Annotated in this window: 25 protein-coding genes; 14 read left to right on the top strand and 11 right to left on the bottom strand. The window is 62.6% G+C overall.

The window, feature by feature from the left end:
- The first annotated feature begins 15 nt into the window (after positions 1 to 15).
- Entirely contained in the window at positions 16 to 786 is a 771-nt protein-coding gene (locus HZR20_RS13935) for a Cdc6/Cdc18 family protein (RefSeq protein WP_309484940.1), read from the top strand.
- 308 nt (positions 787 to 1094) lie between these two features.
- Here HZR20_RS13935 and HZR20_RS13930 read toward each other — a convergent pair whose 3' ends face one another.
- The 3 genes from HZR20_RS13930 to HZR20_RS13920 all read right to left on the bottom strand — a co-directional run bounded on the left by HZR20_RS13930 (position 1095) and on the right by HZR20_RS13920 (position 2136).
- Positions 1095 to 1274, bottom strand: coding sequence for a hypothetical protein (locus HZR20_RS13930; RefSeq protein WP_181687349.1), 180 nt, complete (start codon positions 1272 to 1274; stop codon positions 1095 to 1097).
- A gap of 185 nt (positions 1275 to 1459) precedes the next feature.
- Entirely contained in the window at positions 1460 to 1786 is a 327-nt protein-coding gene (locus tag HZR20_RS13925) for a hypothetical protein (protein WP_181687348.1), read from the bottom strand.
- Positions 1783 to 2136 (bottom strand): ArsR/SmtB family transcription factor, encoded by a 354-nt coding sequence (locus tag HZR20_RS13920; RefSeq protein ID WP_220132798.1) that lies wholly within the window; start codon positions 2134 to 2136, stop codon positions 1783 to 1785. The genes HZR20_RS13925 and HZR20_RS13920 overlap by 4 nt, the downstream gene beginning before the upstream one ends.
- A gap of 99 nt (positions 2137 to 2235) precedes the next feature.
- Here HZR20_RS13920 and HZR20_RS13915 point away from each other — a divergent pair, with 99 nt between their 5' ends.
- A complete protein-coding gene (locus tag HZR20_RS13915) occupies positions 2236 to 2385 on the top strand; it encodes a hypothetical protein (protein ID WP_181687347.1) in 150 nt (49 codons plus the stop codon).
- A gap of 2 nt (positions 2386 to 2387) precedes the next feature.
- Here the strand turns inward: HZR20_RS13915 and HZR20_RS13910 are convergent, their stop codons facing one another.
- Together HZR20_RS13910 and HZR20_RS13905 are read right to left on the bottom strand one after the other, a co-directional pair.
- A complete protein-coding gene (locus HZR20_RS13910) occupies positions 2388 to 3161 on the bottom strand; it encodes a helical backbone metal receptor (protein WP_374057599.1) in 774 nt (257 codons plus the stop codon).
- 96 nt (positions 3162 to 3257) lie between these two features.
- On the bottom strand, positions 3258 to 3713 hold the full coding sequence (locus HZR20_RS13905) for a universal stress protein (protein WP_181687345.1): 456 nt from the start codon (positions 3711 to 3713) through the stop codon (positions 3258 to 3260).
- A gap of 376 nt (positions 3714 to 4089) precedes the next feature.
- On the opposite strand from HZR20_RS13905, the gene HZR20_RS14670 reads away from it, so the two are divergent.
- The 9 genes from HZR20_RS14670 (at position 4090) to rdgB (ending at position 9229) form a co-directional block, all read left to right on the top strand.
- A complete protein-coding gene (locus HZR20_RS14670) occupies positions 4090 to 4215 on the top strand; it encodes a hypothetical protein (RefSeq protein ID WP_258560457.1) in 126 nt (41 codons plus the stop codon).
- Positions 4215 to 4304, top strand: a complete 90-nt coding sequence (locus HZR20_RS14845) for an ABC transporter permease (protein WP_374057598.1) — start codon at positions 4215 to 4217, stop codon at positions 4302 to 4304. The genes HZR20_RS14670 and HZR20_RS14845 overlap by 1 nt, the downstream gene beginning before the upstream one ends.
- A 219-nt stretch (positions 4305 to 4523) precedes the next feature.
- Entirely contained in the window at positions 4524 to 5534 is a 1011-nt protein-coding gene (locus HZR20_RS13895) for an AAA family ATPase (protein WP_181687344.1), read from the top strand.
- A gap of 138 nt (positions 5535 to 5672) precedes the next feature.
- The gene (locus HZR20_RS13890; RefSeq protein WP_181687343.1) at positions 5673 to 5984 is read left to right on the top strand and encodes a 30S ribosomal protein S24e; all 312 of its coding nucleotides are present in this window, start codon (positions 5673 to 5675) and stop codon (positions 5982 to 5984) included.
- A gap of 2 nt (positions 5985 to 5986) precedes the next feature.
- Positions 5987 to 6121: a 30S ribosomal protein S27ae gene (locus HZR20_RS13885; protein WP_181687342.1), complete on the top strand. Its 135-nt coding sequence runs from the start codon at positions 5987 to 5989 to the stop codon at positions 6119 to 6121.
- Between the two features lie 122 nt (positions 6122 to 6243).
- Positions 6244 to 7968 carry a bifunctional N(6)-L-threonylcarbamoyladenine synthase/serine/threonine protein kinase gene (locus HZR20_RS13880; protein ID WP_181687341.1) on the top strand — a complete coding sequence of 575 codons (1725 nt, stop codon included), beginning with the start codon at positions 6244 to 6246 and terminating at the stop codon, positions 7966 to 7968.
- 64 nt (positions 7969 to 8032) lie between these two features.
- Positions 8033 to 8281 carry a hypothetical protein gene (locus HZR20_RS13875; protein ID WP_181687340.1) on the top strand — a complete coding sequence of 83 codons (249 nt, stop codon included), beginning with the start codon at positions 8033 to 8035 and terminating at the stop codon, positions 8279 to 8281.
- Positions 8282 to 8339: 58 nt separating this feature from the next.
- Positions 8340 to 8624 (top strand): DUF5808 domain-containing protein, encoded by a 285-nt coding sequence (locus HZR20_RS13870; protein WP_181687339.1) that lies wholly within the window; start codon positions 8340 to 8342, stop codon positions 8622 to 8624.
- Between the two features lie 41 nt (positions 8625 to 8665).
- Positions 8666 to 9229, top strand: coding sequence for an RdgB/HAM1 family non-canonical purine NTP pyrophosphatase (gene rdgB, locus HZR20_RS13865; protein WP_181687338.1), 564 nt, complete (start codon positions 8666 to 8668; stop codon positions 9227 to 9229).
- Positions 9230 to 9625: 396 nt separating this feature from the next.
- Here the strand turns inward: rdgB and HZR20_RS13860 are convergent, their stop codons facing one another.
- The 6 genes from HZR20_RS13860 to HZR20_RS13835 form a co-directional block, all read right to left on the bottom strand.
- A complete protein-coding gene (locus HZR20_RS13860; RefSeq protein ID WP_181687337.1) occupies positions 9626 to 10903 on the bottom strand; it encodes an adenosylhomocysteinase in 1278 nt (425 codons plus the stop codon).
- Between the two features lie 72 nt (positions 10904 to 10975).
- A complete protein-coding gene (locus HZR20_RS13855; protein WP_181687336.1) occupies positions 10976 to 11848 on the bottom strand; it encodes a hypothetical protein in 873 nt (290 codons plus the stop codon).
- A gap of 169 nt (positions 11849 to 12017) precedes the next feature.
- A complete protein-coding gene (locus tag HZR20_RS13850; protein ID WP_181687335.1) occupies positions 12018 to 13307 on the bottom strand; it encodes an amidohydrolase in 1290 nt (429 codons plus the stop codon).
- Positions 13308 to 13431: 124 nt separating this feature from the next.
- Positions 13432 to 13590: a ribbon-helix-helix protein, CopG family gene (locus tag HZR20_RS13845; RefSeq protein ID WP_181687334.1), complete on the bottom strand. Its 159-nt coding sequence runs from the start codon at positions 13588 to 13590 to the stop codon at positions 13432 to 13434.
- Positions 13591 to 13654: 64 nt separating this feature from the next.
- Positions 13655 to 15298, bottom strand: coding sequence for a sensor histidine kinase (locus tag HZR20_RS13840; protein ID WP_181687333.1), 1644 nt, complete (start codon positions 15296 to 15298; stop codon positions 13655 to 13657).
- A 69-nt stretch (positions 15299 to 15367) separates the two neighbouring features.
- Entirely contained in the window at positions 15368 to 16393 is a 1026-nt protein-coding gene (locus tag HZR20_RS13835) for a radical SAM protein (protein WP_181687332.1), read from the bottom strand.
- Positions 16394 to 16547: 154 nt separating this feature from the next.
- On the opposite strand from HZR20_RS13835, the gene HZR20_RS13830 reads away from it, so the two are divergent.
- The 3 genes from HZR20_RS13830 to HZR20_RS13820 all read left to right on the top strand — a co-directional run bounded on the left by HZR20_RS13830 (position 16548) and on the right by HZR20_RS13820 (position 20599).
- Complete coding sequence (locus HZR20_RS13830) at positions 16548 to 18245, top strand: vWA domain-containing protein (RefSeq protein ID WP_181687331.1); 1698 nt, start codon at positions 16548 to 16550, stop codon at positions 18243 to 18245.
- Positions 18246 to 18339: 94 nt separating this feature from the next.
- Positions 18340 to 19251, top strand: coding sequence for a 1-phosphofructokinase (gene pfkB, locus HZR20_RS13825; RefSeq protein ID WP_181687330.1), 912 nt, complete (start codon positions 18340 to 18342; stop codon positions 19249 to 19251).
- Positions 19252 to 19501: 250 nt separating this feature from the next.
- Positions 19502 to 20599 (top strand): DUF373 family protein, encoded by a 1098-nt coding sequence (locus tag HZR20_RS13820; protein ID WP_181687329.1) that lies wholly within the window; start codon positions 19502 to 19504, stop codon positions 20597 to 20599.
- Positions 20600 to 20641 lie beyond the last annotated feature (42 nt).

The raw sequence follows: 20641 nt of genomic DNA, 5'->3' as shown, positions 1-20641 counted from the left end.
AAGAGTTCGAAGGGCGTGCTGCGGTCAGAAACCTATCTCAACACCAGCTACCATCCGGATCAGCCGGTGGGAAGAGACGCAGATATAGATAGGATTGCCAATGCAGTCCGTCCATTAACGAGAAGAAAGCAGCCGGAAAACCTTCTCGTCCATGGGCCGGCCGGCGTCGGGAAAACAACCTGCGTCAAACACGTTTTCGACCGGTTAGAGAGCGAGACATCGGCCAGGTCCGTCTACATCAACTGCTGGCAGTACAACACCCGTTCCTCGCTGCTGACGCAACTTCTGATCGAACTCGGGTATCCTGCCCCGCGGAAAGGGAAGCCGGTTGACGAACTCCTTTCCAAGATCAGGGAATGGCTCGACAAGAAGAGGAACGTAGCAGTCGCACTCGACGAATTCGACCAGCTCGAACAGAGAACCGAAGTCATCTACGACCTCCAAATGCTGAACGAAAAAGCCGACAACAAGATCGGCCTCGTCATGGTCTCCAACCAGCACCCCTCCAAGCTCCAGCTCGACCCCCGAAGCCGGTCACGGCTAAACTGCCAGACACTCCAGTTCAAACCCTACACCGCCGACCAGCTCCGGAACATCCTCGAAACACGGGTCGAACAGGCTTTCCGCCCTGGAACCGTTCCCGACGAAGTCATCGAAGAGATCGCCGAAACAGTAGCGGAGAACAGCGGCGACTGCCGGGAAGCACTCGAAGTACTTCTACGAGCAGGAAGGCAAGCCGACCGGGAAGGACGCTCCAAAGTCACAATCAAACAGATAGAACAGTAGCAGAAACACCTCTATAGCTGGTATTACCGATTTAAGCTGGGAGCTTACAAACCGGGGATTTATAATGTATCCGCCAGTATTACCAGCCGAAGAAATCCGGAACGCTAACGGGCGAAAATACCGGCTTGAAAGGCTCTAACGCAGGAAATCGGTGTTGAATTCGCTGGAGAAAACGACGAAATATCTAGCGGATTACCGGTGAAATCGCCTGGATTACGGGGTACGCTTCCCAAGCTCATAGCCCGGGTTCAATTCCCGGCCAGCGCATTTCTGCGACGAACGGACGTGAGGAGCAAAATCGCCAACTGTCATTGAACCCTGGGAGTCGCAGTCCCGGACTGGCCGAACGGAGTGAGGCCACACGCCCGGAACGTCTTCCTTCGGTTCAATTCCCGGCCGGCGTCCTCGTGAACGAGTGTAAGCGAGTGAGCGAGGGCACGGAAGAGCAAGCTCTTCCGGCGCATCTCTTTGCCCTCTGCGGTCGTCATTCGATGCGCCGCCCGCAGATCGCAAACGCTTCGCGTTTGCTCACTCCCGATAGACTCACTTCGTTCGTGTATCGATGTCCCCTTCGTTGCACTCGGTGAACTCCCGGCCGGCTCGTTGTACCGCGAAGACCTGTGAGCCGCAAATGCAACGGTACGTGGCTGGATTACGCGTATTCGTCGATCGGTTATCGCCGGATCGGCATTGCGAGCCCGTAGAGGATTACCAGTAATCCGACTACTTCGACGGTACGGGCGGCGAGCTCGACGCCAGCTGGGAGCGCCGCGCGGACGGTCGTCCCGAAGGTGAGGCTGGCTTCCAGAACGACTAGTCCGCCATCGAGGGCGACCGGTGCCCAGAAGGTCAACAGGAAACCGGCGGCGATACACAGCATGGGCAGGCTCTCGTTGCGGCGGTACCCGTGGTAGGCGACGTAGCCGACGGCCAGCCCGAGTGCGCCCGCGGTGATATCAAGCGCCAGCGGGAGCGTCCCACCCAGGGTCGGGTCAGTCATCGACCCACTCCCTCGACGAATTCGGTAAAGCGGTCGGCCATGCGCTGGCGGCGGGTAATTCGCACTGTGAACCCGTCGTCAGTGAGATCCACCACGATGCGATCGAGCGTCGCGACGTAGACCTTGTAGTGATGGCCGTCGTCGTCGGGTTCCATCCTGGCGGCCACAAGATCGAGCGCTTCCAATTCCTCCAGGCGCCGGTAGACGGTCGACTCCGAGACGTCACACCGCTCACTGAGCCGTTCGGCCGCGTGTGGCTCCTCGAGGCAGGCTTCGAGGATCGCCCGCACCACGTTGTCGGCGAGCAGCGCCGTGACCGTTGCCACATCCCGTTCGTCATCCACATCCATCGTATCACGTCTCTCGGTCCGTCAACCCCTGGCGACAGTCGCAGTCGCTGAGACTGTGCTCGATCCTTTACTTATGCCTGCCCATTATATCTATCTGTCATGGTTGCACTGACCGAGACAACGCTCGCGATGGGGTTTGCAGTCCTTGGCGTCGTGTTTTCGATCGCCTGGCTCCTGCTGGGTCTGTACGGGATCAACACGCTCCGGGACCTCCGGGAGGAACTCGCTGGCGACGGGGCCGAGGACTGACCTCAGGTGTCGACTGCACGGGGCTTGCCCGGCAGGTCATTGGGATCAACCCCACCGACCAGTCTCGCCAGTCGCTTGATCCCCGCCAGGAGGTGCGGGCTGGGCTGGTTCAAAAGCGAGTCGTCGATCGCGTGGACCTGCGTATCCAGTGCCCAGTCACGCTTCGCTAGTTCTGTCGGATCGGGCTCGCTCACACCACAGTGATGGACGATCGCGTGGTCGGGATCGGCATCTTCGACTGCCGTTCTGTCGACCTCGCAGGAGCGTTCGCCCGGCTCGAGGAAGGGATAGCGACCGCCAGCGACGGCGACGGCTTCAGGAACCCAGTTGCCGGCTGCCATCGGCGGGTCGCCCCACTCTTCACAGTAGACCACCGGCCGCTCGTCGCCGTCGGGTGTCGCCGCGCGGACTGCCTCGACGTATTCCCTGGCGCGCTGTTCGAGTCGAGCGCCCCGATCCGGCCGACCAATCGCCTCGCCGACCGTCCGGAACGAGGCCAGGACGGCCTCCAGTGTTGCTGGCGCTTCGTGGGCAACATCGAACCCGCGGTCACGCAGATTGTCCCGCAGGTCCGCCTGTAATGGATCGTTTGTGAGGAGCAGATCCGGATCCAGATCAGCGATGGCCCCAACGTCTGGATTCAGCCACCCACCGATCCGGGGAATGTCTTCGACCTCGCAATGTGCTGTGACGCCGACCAGTTGCTCGCTGCCACGCAGGGCACGGATGATTGCCGTGGCGCTCGGGGCCAGTGAGACGATCCGCTGCATACCCAGCCATTGGGCCTGATCGCATAAAACCAGTACCGGCTCACGAATCGACGAGTCTTCCGATCGCGACAGCTCGATTGATTCGTCCGGTAGTCGAATCGATCAGTCCATCGAGAGAGTGATTGTGCCATCGAAGTCCAGGATGATTTCCTGGGTGAGGTCGCCAAAGAGCGCCTTCCCGGTTGGAGACCGCCGCTTGCCCACGAGGAACACGTGATCGCAGTCGTGGTCCGCGGCCGCATCGAGGATGGCCGTTGCCCGATCGCCTTCGGATTCGATCCGAATGTCTACCTCGTGGTTTGGCTCGGCTCCGTCCAGCGCATCCTGGATGAAGGCCTCCGTCTCCTCCTCGAACTGGTGGTCGACCGGGTCCTCGAATTGGGCCCGGTCGATGTCGCTCGTCAGTTCCGCGGACTCGACCGCCTGAACGTCTTCAGGGGTCAACAGCCGTAGTACGACGAGTGGCGAGCCCTCGGACTCGCTGAAGGCGGCGGCCTCTTGCAACAACTCTTGTTCCGCATCGGTTTTCTCGATAACGACGAATAACCCTTGCTCCATGCCGGTTTATATATACTCTATCCTTATAAAATCGAAGGACAGCCGGCGGCGATGGCGGCGAACAATTTTCGGCGCTAACATACCGAGACGGTAGTGCTGAGGCCACAATGGGGGTATCGGGAAAGTCCGCGGCAACGTTTCGGCCGATACGCAGGTTGGGCGCCTGTTACGGAAGCAGTCGTCGGTGGCATCGAGACAGTGCTTCAGGATATCACCCGGCTGATCACCGGGATCGGGGTGCTTGCCCTCGTTTCGGCGCGTTCGGTATCGCCAATATCAGGCTCGTTAGCGTGACCGAACGTACTACCGAGATCGGGATCATACAGTCCATGGGAGCGACCAACCGGGATCTCATCGGCTGTTCCTTGCCGAATCCGTGCTGCTCGGGTCGGACGGAGCCGCGATCGGCATCCCGCTCGGACTCTGCGTTGGAGACGTGGGTGCCAACTACGCCGAGGTCGAGTTCACGATCCGGTTCGACTGGATCGTGTTGCCATTGTGATGGGGCTCGCTATTGGGATCGTCGTCGGCCTGTACCCAGCCTGGCAGGCGGCACGCGTTGATCCGATCGAAGCACTGCGATACGAGTGACAGCCCACTCTACAGGCGGAGCAGGGCGAGTGCCTCGAGGTCGTACGGAAATCGGAGGTTTCCGTGATGAGCGTGTGACGAAGTCCCACGAACCTGCGAACGGCGCAAGCGCCGTGAGCAGATGACGAGAGACGAAGTCTCTCGAATCACTTGCCCCCGGGGCAGTTCACCCTGAGCGGATCGCGGAATACTTGTCCGGGGGTCACCTACCGATAGGCGATGGACGGGCCGTTGTGGACCGAGCGACACGCGCCGACGATCGACGAACTTCCCCAGCCCGAAGTGCGCGAGCAGTTGCGCGGGGCACTTACAGAGCCGATGAACCTGCTGGTCCACGGGCCGGCCGGCGCGGGCAAGACCGCGGCTGTCCGGGCGTTCGCCAGAGAAGCCCACGAGGATCACGATGCCGACCTCGTCGAGATCAACGTTGCGGACTTCTTCGCTCTGACCAAGCGTGAACTGTCCGAGGACCCACGCTTTGAGCGCTTTATCACGCCAAAACGCCGGCGTGAGTCCTCGAAGGCGGACCTGATAAATCACGTCCTCAAGGAATCGGCGAGTTACGCACCGGTTTCGGGATCCTACAAGACGATCTTGCTTGACAATGCAGAACGGATGCGCGAGGACTTCCAGCAGGCCCTCCGACGGGTGATGGAACAGTATTACGAGGCGACGCAGTTTGTCATCGCGACCCGCCAATCCTCGACACTGATCCCGCCGATCCGCTCGCGGTGTTTCCCCGTCACGGTCCGGGCGCCGACCCACGACGAAATCGAGGACGCCCTCCGGCGGATCGCCAACAGCGAGGGCGCTGCCTACGACGACGAGGGGCTCGAATACGTCGCGGGCTACGCCAACGGTGACCTCCGGCAGGCGATCCTGGGGGCACAGACGACGTACGAAGGCGAAGGCGAAATTACGATGGCGGCTGCTTACGAGGCCCTCGGCGACGTCCAGGCCGACGATCGGGTCGAGCGCATGCTGTGTGCTGCCGACGAGGGGGAGTTCCGGGACGGTCGCTCAGAACTCGACGAGTTGCTGATCGACGAGGGCCACAGCGGTGTCGAGGTCTTGGCGGCGATACTCCGGGTCGGGCGCTCGCGATACACGGGCGAGCGACTCGCTGAACTGCACAAACTCGCCGGCGACGTCGATCTAGCCCTCGCAGAAGGGACAGATGACCGGATCCACTTATCGCGATTACTGGCCGAGTTCGGAACGACAGTGTGACGGTGATTGGTCCTCGATCTTGACGTTCCGATCGAGTGACTGCACGGGGACCGGCTGTGAGGTGCCCATTCGCCGGGCGGAAACCGAACGCTTCGAAATCCTTATACACGCTTGTGGGGGAATAATGAGTAACGAACCATGGATATCGAGATCATCGAAGAAGTAGACAATCCGATGCTGCATCGGACCGACGTCCGCTTCGAGGTTGTTCACGAGGAGGCGACGCCGTCGCGGCTTTCCGTGCGGGACTCCCTGGCGGCAATGTTGAACAAGGACGCCGAAGAAGTCGTCGTCCACGAGTTGAACACGAAATACGGCATGCGCAAGACCGTCGGGTACGCGAAAGTCTACGACGACCCGGAGTTCGCCCGTGAGGTCGAACAGGAGCACATGCTCGAACGCAACAAGATCCTCACCGACGACGCTGACGCCGAGGCGGAGGAGGCCTGACGATGGCCCGGTACGATCTCTACAGCGAGGACGGCACGACCGATCAGGAGAGCTGTCCGCGGTGTGGTGACGCGTTCCTTGCCGAACACGGCGACCGTACGCACTGCGGTCGGTGTGGCTACACCGAGTGGAACTAACGCCGTTGTCGTTCGGACACTCCGGTTTTCAGATCCCGTAGTGGGATCGCTATCCACAGTGACAGCACTCGCCGCGGATCGAAGTCGTCTTTTCCGTCGGTCACGGAACGCAGACAGATCGAATGGTCCCGACCGAAGGTTACGGCGAGGCCGCCCCGAAGCGAATACTCGGCATCGAGGGAACGGCCTGGGCCGCGAGCGCAGCCGTCTACGACGTCACCAGTGACGACGTCACCATCGAAACCGACGCCTACGAGCCGGATAGCGGGGGAATTCATCCGCGTGAGGCTGCCGAGCATATGCAGTCGGCCATCCCGGACGTCGTCGAGCGGGCCTTAGAGCAGGCCCGAAAACAGGCCGCGGCCGCCGGTGACGATCCCGCGACCCCCATCGACGCCGTCGCCTTCTCCCGTGGTCCTGGACTTGGCCCCTGTCTCCGGATCGTCGCGACCGCTGGGCGGGCACTCGCCCAGCGACTCGACGTGCCGCTGGTCGGTGTTAATCATATGGTCGCCCACCTCGAGATCGGTCGCCACCAGTCTGGCTTCGAATCGCCGGTCTGTCTGAACGCCTCCGGGGCAAACGCCCACGTTCTTGGCTACCGCAAGGGCCGGTATCGCGTGCTGGGCGAGACGATGGACACGGGCGTCGGCAACGCCATCGACAAGTTCACCCGTCACCTGGGCTGGTCACACCCCGGAGGACCAAAAGTCGAGGAGCACGCAACGGATGGGGACTATATCGACATGCCCTACGTCGTCAAAGGGATGGACTTCTCGTTTTCGGGCATCATGAGTGCCGGCAAGCAGGCTGTCGACGATGACGAGGCCGTCCCGGACGTCTGTTACTCGCTCCAGGAGAATATTTTCGCGATGCTGACAGAAGTCAGCGAGCGCGCCCTGTCGCTGACAGACGCTGACGAACTCGTCTTGGGCGGGGGCGTCGGCCAGAACGACCGCCTCCGGGAGATGCTCGAAGCGATGTGTGACCAGCGCGGGGCGGACTTCTATGCGCCCGAACCACGATTCCTCCGGGATAATGCAGGCATGATCGCCGTTCTCGGCGCAAAGATGTACGCCGCGGGCGACACAATCGCGATCGAGGACTCGACGGTCCGGCCGGATTTCCGCCCCGACGAGGTGCCCGTGACCTGGCGGGCAGACGAAGCCGTCGGTTCCTGGGCCGGCGGGGCCGACCCCACCGCGGAAGCGGGCGGTGTGCAGGGTGCCGAGGCCACTGTCACCGTCACCGACGGCCGCGTCAGGAAGCAACGCAACCCACGGACGTACCGCCATCCCACCCTCGACGAGCGGTTGCGAACCGAGCGCACTCGCGAGGAAGCGCGTCTCACCAGCGAAGCCCGGCACGTGGGCGTTCCGACGCCGGTCGTCTACGACATCGATCCCCGCGAGGGAACGATCGTCTTCGAACGTGTCGGCGACCGAGACCTCCGGGCTGCCCTGACCGAAGAGCGCGTCCGGGACGTCGGTCGACACCTGGCGACGATCCACGATGCGGGGTTCGTCCACGGTGATCCGACAACCCGGAACGTTCGGGTGGGCGACGCGATCGAAGAGAGCGTCGCCGAAAGGGCGATCGGCGACGAATGGAGCCCCGAGAAGGGCGATCGAACCTACCTGATCGACTTCGGCCTGGGCTACTACAGCGATCACGCCGAGGATCACGCGATGGACCTGCACGTCTTCGAGCAATCGATCGATGGGACGGCCGACAATCCCGACCCACTCCGCCAGGCGGTTGAGGGGGCCTACCGCGAAACAGGTGCCAATGCCGATGCGGTGCTGGATCGCCTACGGGAGATCGAGGGCCGTGGCCGGTATCAGTGATCTGGGTGATCGCAACCACGTCGCCTGCCCGCACGTTTTTACTCCTGCCGGGAGAACCCGGGATATGGAGGAGTTATTGACAAATTTGCGGACGGCCTTCGAGGCGCAAGGCTACACCGTCGAGGACGTGAGTACGAACCGAAAGCAGGTACGGATCGCACTCCGCGAGGACGACGCTCAGGCGACGGAGATCCGGCCGATTCCGGCCGAGGTAGCCGGTGAGGATGCCGTTATGGGAGTGAACGTAACCACGGAGTCCGTCGAAGGCGGTGAGGACGTCCGGACTGTCGTCACGTTCCGGGATCGCTCGTAAATCCTGCTGGCGTCGCTGGGGGATAAACGACTTAACGCCGCCAATCGTAGCGACGTCTATGGCAGATAGACCACAGTCCGGGGAACTGTTCGGCATTCCGTACAACTTCGAGCGACCGAGCATGAAGCGGTTGCTGTCATCCTATTGGCAGCCCGGCGAAAGTATGCTCGTCAAGAAGCCCTTCGGCATCGGCTACACGCTCAATCTGGCGAACTGGCGGTCCTGGCTCGTCCTCGGCGTCGCCGGCTTGTTGTTCTACCAGCAGTCGGGCGACGAGGACGGCGACGTGACGGACGAGGAGGCCAGTGAAGACGACGAACCCGTCGAAGTGATGGTCGAATAGGGACCGATGCGCCTTTTGTGGTCGGCCGCGATCGAACAGCCATGCTTCGGTTCGTGACGGGCAACGAGGGCAAGGTTCGGGAGGCACAGGACTTTCTCGACGAAGCGGTCCAGCAATTCGAGTACGATTACCCGGAGATCCAGAGTACCGACCTCGGGGCGATCGCCGCACACGGTGCCCGCGAGGCGTATCGCGAGGTCGACGCACCGGTCGTCGTCGAGGATTCTGGCCTGTTCGTCGACGCGCTCGATGGGTTTCCAGGGCCGTACTCGGCATACGTCGAGGATACACTCGGTATCGAACGCGTCTGGAACGCGGTCGAACCCGAGGACGACCACACCGGCCGGTTCCGTTCGCTGATTGCGTACTGTGACGGGACCGACCTGAATGCCCCGACCGTCCACGAGGGAACTCCGCCGGTGGCAATCTTCGAGGGGCGCGTCGAGGGAGCGATCGTCCCGCCCCGGGGCGAGGGTGGGTTCGGCTACGATCCGATCTTCGAGGTCGATGGCCGAACGTTCGCCGAGATGACCGCGGCCGAAAAGAACGAACTGTCTCATCGCGGTCGAGCGCTCGACGCGTTCGCGGCCTGGTACGAACCATAGCCTGGGCCACAGTCACTGACTTGGCTCGCTCACCCGGTTTCCACACCCATGATTTCGAAGCGGGCACCGCCGGCCTCGCCGACAGTCACCCGGACGGCCCAATCGTGTCCGTCCGTGATCTCCTCGACGATCGACAGGCCTCATCCGAGACCCTCTTCGGCGGTCACGAACTGCCTCGGGGTCAAGCTCCAGGCATTCTCCTTGCCCATCTGTAAACGCCGCTACGCGTTCGTTTTTTTCGTTCGATCACCAGGAATGCCGCCAGTTGGTTGGCAACCTCGATGCCAGCTTCGACCTAACGGTGCCACGTCGATTCTCCCTGCCCCTGGTTCGTATGTCCACAGAGCAGCGGACGCCCCAAGAGATGACCGTTGGAGCGCTGTCCGGTTCGTTTTCTCAGGTACCGTGCTGCCAGGACTCCATGTACTCACGCTGGGCGTCAGTCACCTCGTCGAACCGGACACCCTCAGCGTCGAGTTTGATCTCCGCAACTTCCCGGTCGAGGCGATCGGGGACGTTGTAGACGCCGGCACTGTATTCGTCGCCGTTCTGGACCATTTCGCGGGCGCTGACGGCCTGGATCGCGAAGCTCTGGTCCATGACTTCGACGGGATGGCCCTCGGCGACTGGCGACGCGAGATTTACGAGGCGTCCCTCGGCGATGACGTTCAACTGCCGGCCGTCGGGCATGACGTACCCGCGGACGCCCTCACGTGCGTCGAGGACTTCCTCGGCCATGTCATCGAGGTGCTCGAGGTTGATCTCGACGTCGAAGTGGCCGGCGTTGGCGAGGACGACGCCGTCGTCCATCTCCTCGAAGTGCTCGCGCGTGATCACGTCTCGATTGCCCGTCGTCGTCACGAAGAGGTCGCCCTCTTTGGCGGCCTCGGCCATCGGCATGACGCGAAAGCCCTCCATGTGGGCCTCCAGGGCCTGCCGGGGCTCGATCTCGGTCACGATCACGTCGGCGTTCATCCCGCGGGCTTTCTTCGCGACGCCCTTCCCACACTGGCCGAACCCACCGACGACGATCGTCTTGCCGGCGATGGCGAGGTTCGTCGTGAGCTCGATCGAGACGAGGCTGGCCTCGCCGGTACCGTGGACGTTGTCGAACAGCCGCTTCATCGGCGTGTCGTTGACAGCGAACATCGGGTACTCCAGGGCCCCATCGGCGTCCATCGACCGCAGGCGGTGGACGCCCGTGGTCGTTTCTTCACAGCCGCCGACGATGGAGTCGATGAGTTCGGGGTACTCCTCGTGGACGCGAAAGACCAGGTCCGCGCCGTCGTCGACCGTGATCGTCGGTTCGTGCTCGAGGACGGCGTCGATCGCGCCGTAATAGGCGTCGTCCTCGACGCCGCGCTCGGCGTAGGACGTAATCGAATCCTGGGCGTCCAGGGCGACGCTGACGTCGTCGTGGGTCGAAAGCGGGTTACACCCGGTGATGGCGACCTCGGCCCCACCGGCGGCCATCGTCTCGGCTAGGACTGCGGTCGTCGCTTCGACGTGCATCGCCATCCCGACTGTCTCGCCGGCAAGCGGCTGTTCGGCCTCGAATTCCTCGCGGAGGGCCGCACAGATCGGCATGTGTTCGCGGGCCCACTCGATCTTCTGGCGGCCGGATTCACGCTTGGCCTCGGGATCTTCGACTCGCTCGCTGATCGGTTGACTCATACCGTATCGATCGGTCCAAACCGGGAAAACGCTACCGAAGCAGGGCCGGGAATCGGCTACAAACAGCTCGCGTCAGTTCGGGGGCCCGGCGTGTTCGGGCGGGCCACGCTGGTCGTCTCCTCCGGTTTCGTCTTCCTCGTTTTCCTGTTCGTCGGCTTCGTCTTCGACGTTTTCACCGGCTTCGTCTGCTTCCTCTTCTTTCGCTATTTCTTCTTCGTCCACTTTATCGTCGGCAGCGTCGTCGCTCGTTTTGTTGTCAGGGCCGGCGTGTTCAGGCGGGCCGCGACGATCATCGTCATCAGTCGCGTTGTCAGCCGTGTCGTTGTCAGGGCCGGCGTGGGCTGGCGGGCCAGCGTGATCGGGCCGATTGTCCGCGCCGGGGTTGTTCTGGGTGACGAAGTCCGACACTGCCTGGCCCATACTGGGGCCGGTCTGGCCGTTGGCTAGCAGCTCGTGGACGAACGCCTGGACGCGTTGCCCGAACGCATCGGCCTCATCGTCCTCACCGGGCGCGTAGAGCGTGGTCGTCGTCGAAACCGTCCGGTTGTCGACCGTCGCGGTCACGCTGATGCGGACGTCACTCGATGGCGCATCGAACGAGACCGTCCCGTTTGCGTCTGTCTCGTAGGTGCCACTGATACTCACGTTCGTTGCAGTGTCATCGGCGTCTGTGTCGTTCGTCCCGTCGACTGTCTCGTTATCACCCGTGTCGGTCTCGTTTGTCGTTTCGGTTCCGTCAGTCTCGCTGTCCTCGAGCACGTCGAGCACAGTCACGTCGACAGTCGCGTTCGCGGCTGTCGCGTTGTCGGTCACGCCGATCGTGACTGTCCGTTCGTCTTGTGTCACCTCGACTGCGAGGTCGTCCTCGGTGGCGGCCAGAGCGGGGGCAGCCATCGAGAGCACGACCAGCGCAGCCGCGGCGATGGCAAATGTTTGTGTTCGCATTACAGACTGGACTGGACGCTCCGGGGCCATATACCCCGAACGCCGTTCAGATCGTTCGATTTGCTTTCACAAGTGTTCATACGGGCCGAAACAGTCCAAAAACGTTTACGGCGTGTTTCTGTCGATTGTTTCGGGATATATTACAGAGTATAAATGTAGTCGTTCGGCATTATGTGGCTCGATCTACCAGTTTTTCGGCCCGATCAGCGGCGTTCTGTCGGACCCGTCCCTCGTCGAAGACCGTCACTTCGCGGTCGCGCATGAGGACATCCCCGTCACAGACCGTGTGGCGGACGTCGCTGCCCCGAACCGCATAGGCGAGGTGGCTGAGGAGGTCGTGGGCGGGCGTGAGGTGGGGTGCTTCGAGGTCGATCACGGCGAGATCGGCGTTTGCGCCCGCTTGCAGGCGGCCGGAGTCGAACCCGAGCAACTCGGCCCCGTTCGCGGTCGCCATCTCGACGACGCTCGCGGCGTCGACCGCACTGGCGTCATCGGCGGCCAGCTTCCCGAGCATGGCTGCGTCGCGCATTTCGTCGAACATGTCCAGATCGTTGTTCGAGGCCGCGCCGTCGGTGCCGATGCCGACGGTGACGCCAGCGTCGAGCATGTCCTGGACGGGGGCCATCCCGCTGGCGAGTTTCATATTTGAGGCGGGGCAGTGGGCCACGCCGGTGTCCGTCTCGACTAGCAACTCGATTTCGCTGTCGTCGACGTGGACGCCGTGGGCCACGTACGTGTCTCCCGCGAGTAACCCGACGTCCTCGGCGTAGGCCAGCGGTCGCATCCCGTGTTCCTCGACGATCGGCCCGACCTCGTCGGGGGTTTCGTTGGCGTGGAGGTGCGTCGCCAGACCCGCATCGGCGGCTTGCGGGACAAATTCCCGGAGAGACGCCTCGTCGACGGTCGTCAGCGAGTGGGGCTGGAAAGTCGTTTGAATCCGACCCTCGGCCGCGCCGTCGAATTCCCGGGCGATTTCGAGGCTCCGTTCGACCTCTGCCCGTGACGCCTCGTCGTCCTTGCCAACAGTTACGGCCGTATAGCCGAGGCGTGCGCGGACGCCGGCCTGTTCGACGGCCTGGGCGATCTCCGCGACTTCGAAGTACATGTCCGACAGTGCCGTCGTCCCGGATTTGATCATCTCGATCAGCCCGAGTTCCGCACCGACGCGGACATCCTTGGCGGTGAGTTCGGCCTCGACCGGCCAGACGTCCTCACGGAGCCAGGCATCTAACGGTTTGTCGTCTGCCAGTCCCCGCAGCAACGTCATCGCAACGTGCGTGTGGACGTTGACGAGGCCGGGGATCACCAGCCCTCCCGAGGCGTCGAGTTCGTAGTCAGCGGGTCCGACGTCACCGATCGCGTCGATCCGGCCAGTGTTCTGGTCGAGGAGCACGTCCGCGCGTTCGACTGTCATGTCCGGACGGAGTACCTGCCCGCCCGTGACGAGGAGTTCGCTCATGCCCATCATTCAAGCGCGCTCGACAAGACGGTGACGACTGGCCACGCCCAATCTGTCAGCACCTTTACTGATACTGTCGGGCCCTGGCGATGCGTGATTGAAACGGACGGTGCATCGGTTGCACTCACTCCTCACGTTCTTTCAGCCACTGGTCGAGACACTCCCGGATCGCGGCCTCGCGGTTGTCCCGGTGGTCACGGAAGGCTTTCTCCTCGATGGCCTCGATAGTCTCCTCGTCGAACTCGACGGTCACTTCCGCCATGTCCGCGAAGATATCTTCCATTACCGTCAACCGGGGGACGGCACCGACTAATAGGTTCGTCAGCTACCCGTCTGACGGTCGCGGCTCACGTCCGAATTTCGAAGCGCGTCCCTGTCTCGACGTCTGCAAGTTCGCTCGTCCAGCCGTGGGCGTCAACGATCTGTTCGACGATCGCCAGTCCGAACCCTGTCCCGCCCTCGGCAGTCGTGTAGCCGGATTCGAACACCTGCTCACGGTCCGATTCCGGGATGCCGACGCCGTCGTCCGCGACGAAAAAGCCGCCCTCCTCTGTCAGTGGGCCGACAGTGACTGTTACGTCTTCGCCACCGTGTTCGATCGCGTTGCGGACGAGGTTCTCCAACAACTGCTGTACGCGATCGGGATCGGCCTCGACGGTGACGTCCTCGCTGATTCGTAGGTCGGCCTCGCGGGTGTCGACCATCTCCCAGGCTTGCCGGGCCGTCGTTTCTAGGTCGACGGGCTCGGTGTCGTCGACAGGCTGGCCCTGCCTGGCAACCTGGAGGACGTCTTCGATGAGTGTCTCCATGCGATCGAGCGCGTCCTCGACGGCCTCGAACTGTTCGTCGTCCCCCTCGCGGGCGAGTTCGAGACGGCCTTGCGCGACGTTGAGCGGATTTCGCAGGTCGTGAGAGAGCATGCTGGCGAACTCTTCGAGGCGGTCGTTCTGGCGTTCCAGTTCTTTGCGGTAGCGCTCTCGCTGGCTCACGTCGCTGAACACAATCGCGCGGCTGAGCGTCGTTCGACCGGCCGAGAAGGGATGTTCGGTCAGACGGTAATACCGCGTCTCACTGTCTTTCCGCAGCTCGATAATCGGTGAATCGTCGTCGAGTAGCGCGGCGATTCCGGGCACAATCTCGTCGAATGAAACGTCCCCACCGCTGGTCTCGGCCGCAGTCAGTGCCGGCAGTAGCCGGGCTGCCGCGCGGTTGAAGTCCTGGACCCGATCGCGTTCGTCGAGGACGATGACCGGATCGTCGCCCTCGCCGGCCAGTCGAATCGTCTCGAATCGGGCGACGTAGACGAACATGACCCCGACTGCGAAGATGGCGACCCCGAGCGGTTCGTAGGTGATATCGAGCAACGCTGGCAAAATCAGTCCGAGAATGTCCAGGCCGATCGGGAGCCCCGTCAACGCGACCAGGATCGCCAGTGGTACCGCGTTGTGGCTGACCTGTTTGAAGCGTTCGAACAGCATGAAGTACCCGACCGACGCCAGCGAGTAGGCCCCGCCCATGACGGTCCAGTGGAGGATTCCGTTCGTTATTTCGACGTGGGGAAACGGTTCGGCGACGAGTGATGCGGTGAAGTACAAGCCATGCCACGAGTTGGTAAGTTTCACTGTCGCGATCGCCAAGAAGACACTAATCGCTCCCCAGCGGATGCGCGGATTGTAGTGCAATGACCGTCCCGTGTAGGCCGAACAGAAGTACAGCCAGGCGCCGACCGTTGCGATGCCCATCAACAGACCGATCTCGTGGAAGGCTACTGCAATCCAGTAGTCGGTCGTCGACAGATAGCCGACGTGTGACAGCGCCCAGACGGCACTCATCGCCAGGAGCGCCGACAATCCATGCCGAGTCCCAGTGTGCTCGATGTTGCGAACCCGGAGCAGACTCACCAGGCTGGCGACGGCGGCTAGACCGAACACCGCCATGTACCACACCTGGACGTCGCTCGCCAGGAATGTCTGGGCTATCGATCCGTCCATCCCGATCTATCCACATTCAAATCAGTGTCGAACTGTTAAGAAGGTATCCCGCTCACGACCCGAGGGTTGTCACTGTGCGATCTCGTCCAGTTCGGCGGCCATCTCGGATATCGGGGTTCGCTCGACCACTCTCCCGTCCACGGTCGGGTACTGCTCGACGACCTCGCCCTCCTCGATATCGCCCTCGTCGATCATCTCCTCTAAGAGCCACCAGGCGACCTCGATGTGCTCGGATTTGACGACGTAGAAGTCTTTGGGGACGCCAAGTTCCTCGAAGCGGCCCGGATCGGCCCACGTCTTCCCGTAGACGAGTGTCCCGTCGTCGGTGATCTCGTCGAAGGGCCGACGGACGTTCTTGGCCATGCGTTTCAGGCGATTGCGGTGCTGGGCGGCGTCTTTGAACACCGACGTACAGAAGTAGACCTTCGGGTGTTTCGCCATCGAGTCCAGGACGTCGTGGCTGCCCTCCACGGCGCTCATGTGGTCCTCTTTGAGATCGTAGCCTTGATCTTGCATTCGCCGGAAGTTACCCTGGCTCATCTCGAACTCGTTGACGTTGACGAACTCTGCGGCGCCCTCCTCGACGAACGAGACGAACTCGTCTTCCGGCCGGATGCCCGGAATCTCGAAGGCCGGGGTCAGCCCTTCCTCGCGAGCGATGTAGAGGATGTCTTCCCACTCGGTGCCATGGAGGTCGCCCCACATGTCCAGGGGCGGGTGGAAGCGGATTTCGTCCAGTCCTGCTTCGGCCAGCCGGCGCATGTTCTCCCGGCCACCAGTGATGCCGGTGTAGAGGTGGATGTGATGGTCCTCGCCGAACTCGTCTTTCAGGAGGGAGATGTACCGCGTCGTGCGATCCATCACTTCCTGGGGTTCGCCACCGGTCAGCGACGACCCCAGGGCGTCCATGCGCTTGGCTTCCTCGATGAGATCCTGATCGTCCTCGACTTTCCGCTCGTTGGCGTAGACGTCGGTGACGTTCTTGCGGTTCTCGCCGAGCGGACAGTAGAAGCAATCGCGCTGGTCACAGTAGCCATAGACGAAGATGACCATCTTGCCGCCCTTGGCACACTGTTCGCAGCCTTCGGAGATCATTCGCGTACCGGCAGAACGCCCGCAGCGGGTATAAGCCGTGCGACTTCCACAAGATCGACCGCTTGCGGTCTGGTCACACGGGGGACGGGTCGTAACTCAAACGCCCACTTGTCCCTTCAGTTGGCTTATGAAACTGCCAGTGGTATCGACGTACATGGATCCGGAGAGACGGCGTTTCCTCCGACTGAGCGCGATCGGGGCCGGCTCGCTCCTCGCTGGCTGTGCGAGCCTTTCGGCGGATGAGGACGCCTCAACGGACGACGACGAGCCACTGCAGATCGACGACTGGCAGCACGACCCCCAACTGATGACCGAGAGCGGCGCGAGCGGCGGCAGTCTCCAGTCGAGCGCGGACAGCGCCGATCTCGGTTTTGCTGCCGGCGGCGCGAAAAACGTTGCCGACTTTCGACGTAATGTCGAGGAGGGGTATCTTCCGGTTCCCGAGAGTCTCCCCTACGAGGGCCTGTTCTACAACTACTACTTCGACACCGGTGGGTCGGGCGAGTGCACGTCGCTGTTCTGTCCGTCCTACGCGACGGCGATCACCGAGGATCCGATCGCCGAGACCACGGACCGCTATGTCACCGTCGGGTTGAATTCGACGCTTGACACGGATTCCTTCGAGCGCAAACAGCTCAACGTCGTGATCGTCCTGGACATCTCCGGCTCGATGGGCGCGCAGTTCGACCAGTACTACTACGACCGGTTTGGCAACAAGCACACCGTCGAGGAGGGTGGCACTCGCTCGAAGATGGCCGTCGCAAAGGACGCCCTCGTCGCGCTGACCGAGCACCTCCAGCCCGACGATCGGCTGGGCATCGTCCTGTTCAACAACGAGGCCAGCGTCGCCAAACCGCTCCGGGATGTCGAGTCGACGGACATGGATGCGATCCGCGGGCACATCCGCGAGGACATCCAGGCCGGTGGCGGAACGAACATCGCCGACGGGATGAGCGAGGCTGCGGACATGCTCGGCGAGTACAGCGATAGCGACCCGACCGAGGTCGAAACCAGACAGATCGTCATCACCGACGCGATGCCCAACCGCGGCCAGACTGGCGACCAGGCCCTGCAGGACCGTCTCGCCGGCTACGCAGAGGATGGCATCCACACGAGTTTCGTCGGTGTCGGGGTCGACTTCAACCCCGAACTCGTCGATCAGATCACGGCCGTCCGCGGCGCGAACTACCGATCGGTCCATTCTGCGGACGCCTTCGAATCCTACCTCGGCGAGGAGTTCGAGTACATGGTAACCCCGCTGGTGTACGACCTCACAGTGGAACTGGACGCTCCCGACGCTGAGATCGACACTGTCTATGGCTCGACAGCCGCCGAGGACGCGACTGAGGAACTTCTGGAAGTCAACACGCTGTTTCCGTCGCCGACGGCGGACGGGGAAACCCGCGGCGGCGTCGTGCTGGTCAAACTCGCCGGCCAGACTCGTGGTGCGGACCTGACGCTGCGGGCCTCCTGGGAGGACCGCTCGGGATCGACGGATCAGACGACGGCGTCCATCGAATTCCCCGACGAGAACCCGGAGTCCTTTGGGAATACCGGGATCCGGAAAGCCATCCTCCTGGCCCGGTACGCCGATCTTCTGAAGAACTGGATGGTCTACGAGCGCGACCCCGACCGGATCGACGTGACGGCCGACGATGCAGTGACGGCCCCGCCCGAGGACCTGCCGCTTGGCGAGTGGGAACAACAGTCTCAATCACTGAGCGTCTCGAAACCCTACGTCAGCCGAATGGAAACGTTCCGTGCGTATCTCGAACAGGAGGCCGAAGCGATCGGTGACGAGGGACTCGATCGCGAGGTCGAGACGCTCGCGACAATCCTCGAAGCAGCGTGATCGGGTCACCCGTTGCACAACTATTACGTCGGCACGATACGTGTTATCGAGTAACGGGGGTTTGCCAGGCCACCTGCCGGCCTGCAAAACAACAATGATACTGACTGTCACGCCGAATCCGGCTGTGGATCAGACGATCGAGCTGGATGAGGCGTTGCGAGCGGACGTCGTCCAGCGGAGCACCCACGCGGAGTTCAACTCGGGAGGAAATGGGATCAACGTCTCGCAGTTCCTGCGGGCGTTGGGATCTGAGACCGTCGCGACGGGGATTGTCGGCGGGTTTACGGGCTACTTCATCGAGCAGGATCTCCAGGGCTACGACGTGCCGACCGACTTCGTCTCGGTGGACGACGAGACTCGCATTAATACCACGTTGCTCACTCCTGACGGGGAGTACCACGTCAACCAGTCCGGGCCGGCGGTCGACACCGAGGCCGTTGACGACCTCGTCGAGACTGTCCGAGAGTACGACCCAACGACGATCAACATCGGTGGCAGTCTGCCGCCGGGGATGGATGCCGGAGATGTCGACCGGATCGCGGGCGCGGGCGACTGGGACACGGCGGTCGAGGTCCCGGGAGAGACGCTGCGAGTACTCGATCGCGACTACGAGTACTGCAAGCCAAATCGCGAGGAGTTGATAGCTGCGACCGGGATGGCGATCGAGTCGGTCGACGACTGCGCCGCGGCCGCCAGGGAACTCCATGACGAGGGCTTCGCGCACGTGATAGCCTCGATGGGGGGCGACGGTGCGGTGATGGTGACACCGACGGCGACGCTGTACGCGCCGGCACTCGAGGTCGACGTGGTCGATACGCTCGGAGCGGGCGATTCCATGCTCGCAGCCGTGCTGTGGGCATACGAACAGGGCTGGGACGACGAGCGGGCACTCCGTGCCGGCGTGGCTGCCTCCGCCCATCTCGTCAGCGTGACCGGTCCGAGCGTCCACGAACTCGACCCGCAAGCGACCATGGACGACGTTACTGTCTGGTCGCTGGATGGGTAAAATCAGCCACTCATGGCCGGTCGCTCTGCTGTGCGCCGTTCAGCCATTCTTTCGAGTCGTCGTCCATTCGTCGCGGTCCGTATCCCATCGACAGGCCGACACGGGTGAGTCCTGTCACTTGGTCGGCGTCCAACCAGTCGATCGCGTCTGCCCGGTGTCGCCCTCGATCGGCTTCGCACACAGTGGCGGGGAGACCGGTCCCAGTGACGGCCCGGAAAAGTGTTATACGTCCGTCGCGTATCGCCGAGTGATGCTGCTGGTCCTCTGTGTGGACCTCGACGACGACATCGGGCGCAAGACGGGCGTCGAAACGCCCGTGGTCGGCCGGGACGAAGTCGAGGCTGCGGCGGTCGCGCTGGCGACGGTCGATCCCGAGGACAGCGACTCGAACGTCCTCTTCGAGGGGGTTCACCTCTACGACGAACTGACGGCCGAGGGCAGCGAGTCAGTCGAGGTCGCTGCAGTGACTGGCCGTGAAGGGGCCGACGTCGAGGCCAATCGGGCGGTCGGTGCGGAGATCGATACCGTCCTCGCGCGATTGACCACTGGCGAGGACGTCCGGGCGATCGTCGTTACGGACGGTGCCCAGGACGAGAGTGTCCTGCCCGCAATTCGATCACGGATCGATATTGATGGCGTCCGTCGCGTGGTCGTCCGCCAGGCCGAGGACTTAGAATCGATGTACTACACCATCAAGCAGGTGTTGAACGACCCCGAGACGCGAGGCACGATCCTCGTCCCACTCGGGATTCTCCTGCTGATTTACCCGCTGGCCGTACTCGCAAACACGTTGGGGATGCCCGGCGACGCCTTTGGCGTCGGCTCGGGCTTGCTCGGCCTGTATCTTCTCTCGCGTGGCCTGGGATTGGGTGGGGCAATCGACGCTGCTGTCGAGCGCGCCCGATCGAGTCTCTACGCCGGTCGCGTGACACTGGTGACCTACGTTGTCGCACTGGCCTTGCTGGGTATCGGCGGTGCCAGTGGCCTGGAGATGCTCGATTCGGTCCGCCAGCAATCAACCGTACTCGGGGTCGGTGAAACCGTCGCGGCCGTCGTCGGGGGCTCGATTCACTGGCTGGCCGCTGCGGGGATCACGTCCAGTCTCGGACAAGTCACCGACGAGTATCTTGCTGGCGCGTTCCGGTGGCGATACCTGAACGCCCCCTTCTATATCCTCGCTATTGCCGGGATTGGCCACGCTGTCAGTTTCTACGTCCTCGGTGAGGTGACGCTATCGTATCTGGCGATGATGCTGACCGCAGGGACGTTGCTTGGACTCTTTAGCACGCTCGCCTTTGCCGTCGCCGAATCCCGCCTTGGCGGGGCCGACGGCAGACCGAGTGCCTGACTCGAACCCGGGCGCTTTTTGTCGCTGCTCGCCACAGCAATG

The organism is Halorhabdus salina, assembly GCF_013839425.1.
Lineage (GTDB): Archaea > Halobacteriota > Halobacteria > Halobacteriales > Haloarculaceae > Halorhabdus > Halorhabdus salina.
Note: the sequence above shows the minus strand (reverse complement) of the source record. Positions and strands in the feature narration are given on the sequence as shown.

Coding starts and splice junctions, on each gene's coding strand:
- HZR20_RS13930 (WP_181687349.1), bottom strand. CDS start 1,274: ATGACGACCGCAGAGGGCAAAGAGATGCGCCGGAAGAGCTTGCTCTTC.
- HZR20_RS13925 (WP_181687348.1), bottom strand. CDS start 1,786: ATGACTGACCCGACCCTGGGTGGGACGCTCCCGCTGGCGCTTGATATC.
- HZR20_RS13920 (WP_220132798.1), bottom strand. CDS start 2,136: ATGGATGTGGATGACGAACGGGATGTGGCAACGGTCACGGCGCTGCTC.
- HZR20_RS13915 (WP_181687347.1), top strand. CDS start 2,236: ATGGTTGCACTGACCGAGACAACGCTCGCGATGGGGTTTGCAGTCCTT.
- HZR20_RS13905 (WP_181687345.1), bottom strand. CDS start 3,713: ATGGAGCAAGGGTTATTCGTCGTTATCGAGAAAACCGATGCGGAACAA.
- HZR20_RS14845 (WP_374057598.1), top strand. CDS start 4,215: ATGGGGCTCGCTATTGGGATCGTCGTCGGCCTGTACCCAGCCTGGCAG.
- HZR20_RS13895 (WP_181687344.1), top strand. CDS start 4,524: ATGGACGGGCCGTTGTGGACCGAGCGACACGCGCCGACGATCGACGAA.
- HZR20_RS13890 (WP_181687343.1), top strand. CDS start 5,673: ATGGATATCGAGATCATCGAAGAAGTAGACAATCCGATGCTGCATCGG.
- HZR20_RS13885 (WP_181687342.1), top strand. CDS start 5,987: ATGGCCCGGTACGATCTCTACAGCGAGGACGGCACGACCGATCAGGAG.
- HZR20_RS13880 (WP_181687341.1), top strand. CDS start 6,244: ATGGTCCCGACCGAAGGTTACGGCGAGGCCGCCCCGAAGCGAATACTC.
- HZR20_RS13875 (WP_181687340.1), top strand. CDS start 8,033: ATGGAGGAGTTATTGACAAATTTGCGGACGGCCTTCGAGGCGCAAGGC.
- HZR20_RS13870 (WP_181687339.1), top strand. CDS start 8,340: ATGGCAGATAGACCACAGTCCGGGGAACTGTTCGGCATTCCGTACAAC.
- rdgB (WP_181687338.1), top strand. CDS start 8,666: ATGCTTCGGTTCGTGACGGGCAACGAGGGCAAGGTTCGGGAGGCACAG.
- HZR20_RS13860 (WP_181687337.1), bottom strand. CDS start 10,903: ATGAGTCAACCGATCAGCGAGCGAGTCGAAGATCCCGAGGCCAAGCGT.
- HZR20_RS13855 (WP_181687336.1), bottom strand. CDS start 11,848: ATGCGAACACAAACATTTGCCATCGCCGCGGCTGCGCTGGTCGTGCTC.
- HZR20_RS13850 (WP_181687335.1), bottom strand. CDS start 13,307: ATGAGCGAACTCCTCGTCACGGGCGGGCAGGTACTCCGTCCGGACATG.
- HZR20_RS13845 (WP_181687334.1), bottom strand. CDS start 13,590: ATGGAAGATATCTTCGCGGACATGGCGGAAGTGACCGTCGAGTTCGAC.
- HZR20_RS13840 (WP_181687333.1), bottom strand. CDS start 15,298: ATGGACGGATCGATAGCCCAGACATTCCTGGCGAGCGACGTCCAGGTG.
- HZR20_RS13835 (WP_181687332.1), bottom strand. CDS start 16,393: ATGATCTCCGAAGGCTGCGAACAGTGTGCCAAGGGCGGCAAGATGGTC.
- HZR20_RS13830 (WP_181687331.1), top strand. CDS start 16,548: ATGGATCCGGAGAGACGGCGTTTCCTCCGACTGAGCGCGATCGGGGCC.
- pfkB (WP_181687330.1), top strand. CDS start 18,340: ATGATACTGACTGTCACGCCGAATCCGGCTGTGGATCAGACGATCGAG.
- HZR20_RS13820 (WP_181687329.1), top strand. CDS start 19,502: ATGCTGCTGGTCCTCTGTGTGGACCTCGACGACGACATCGGGCGCAAG.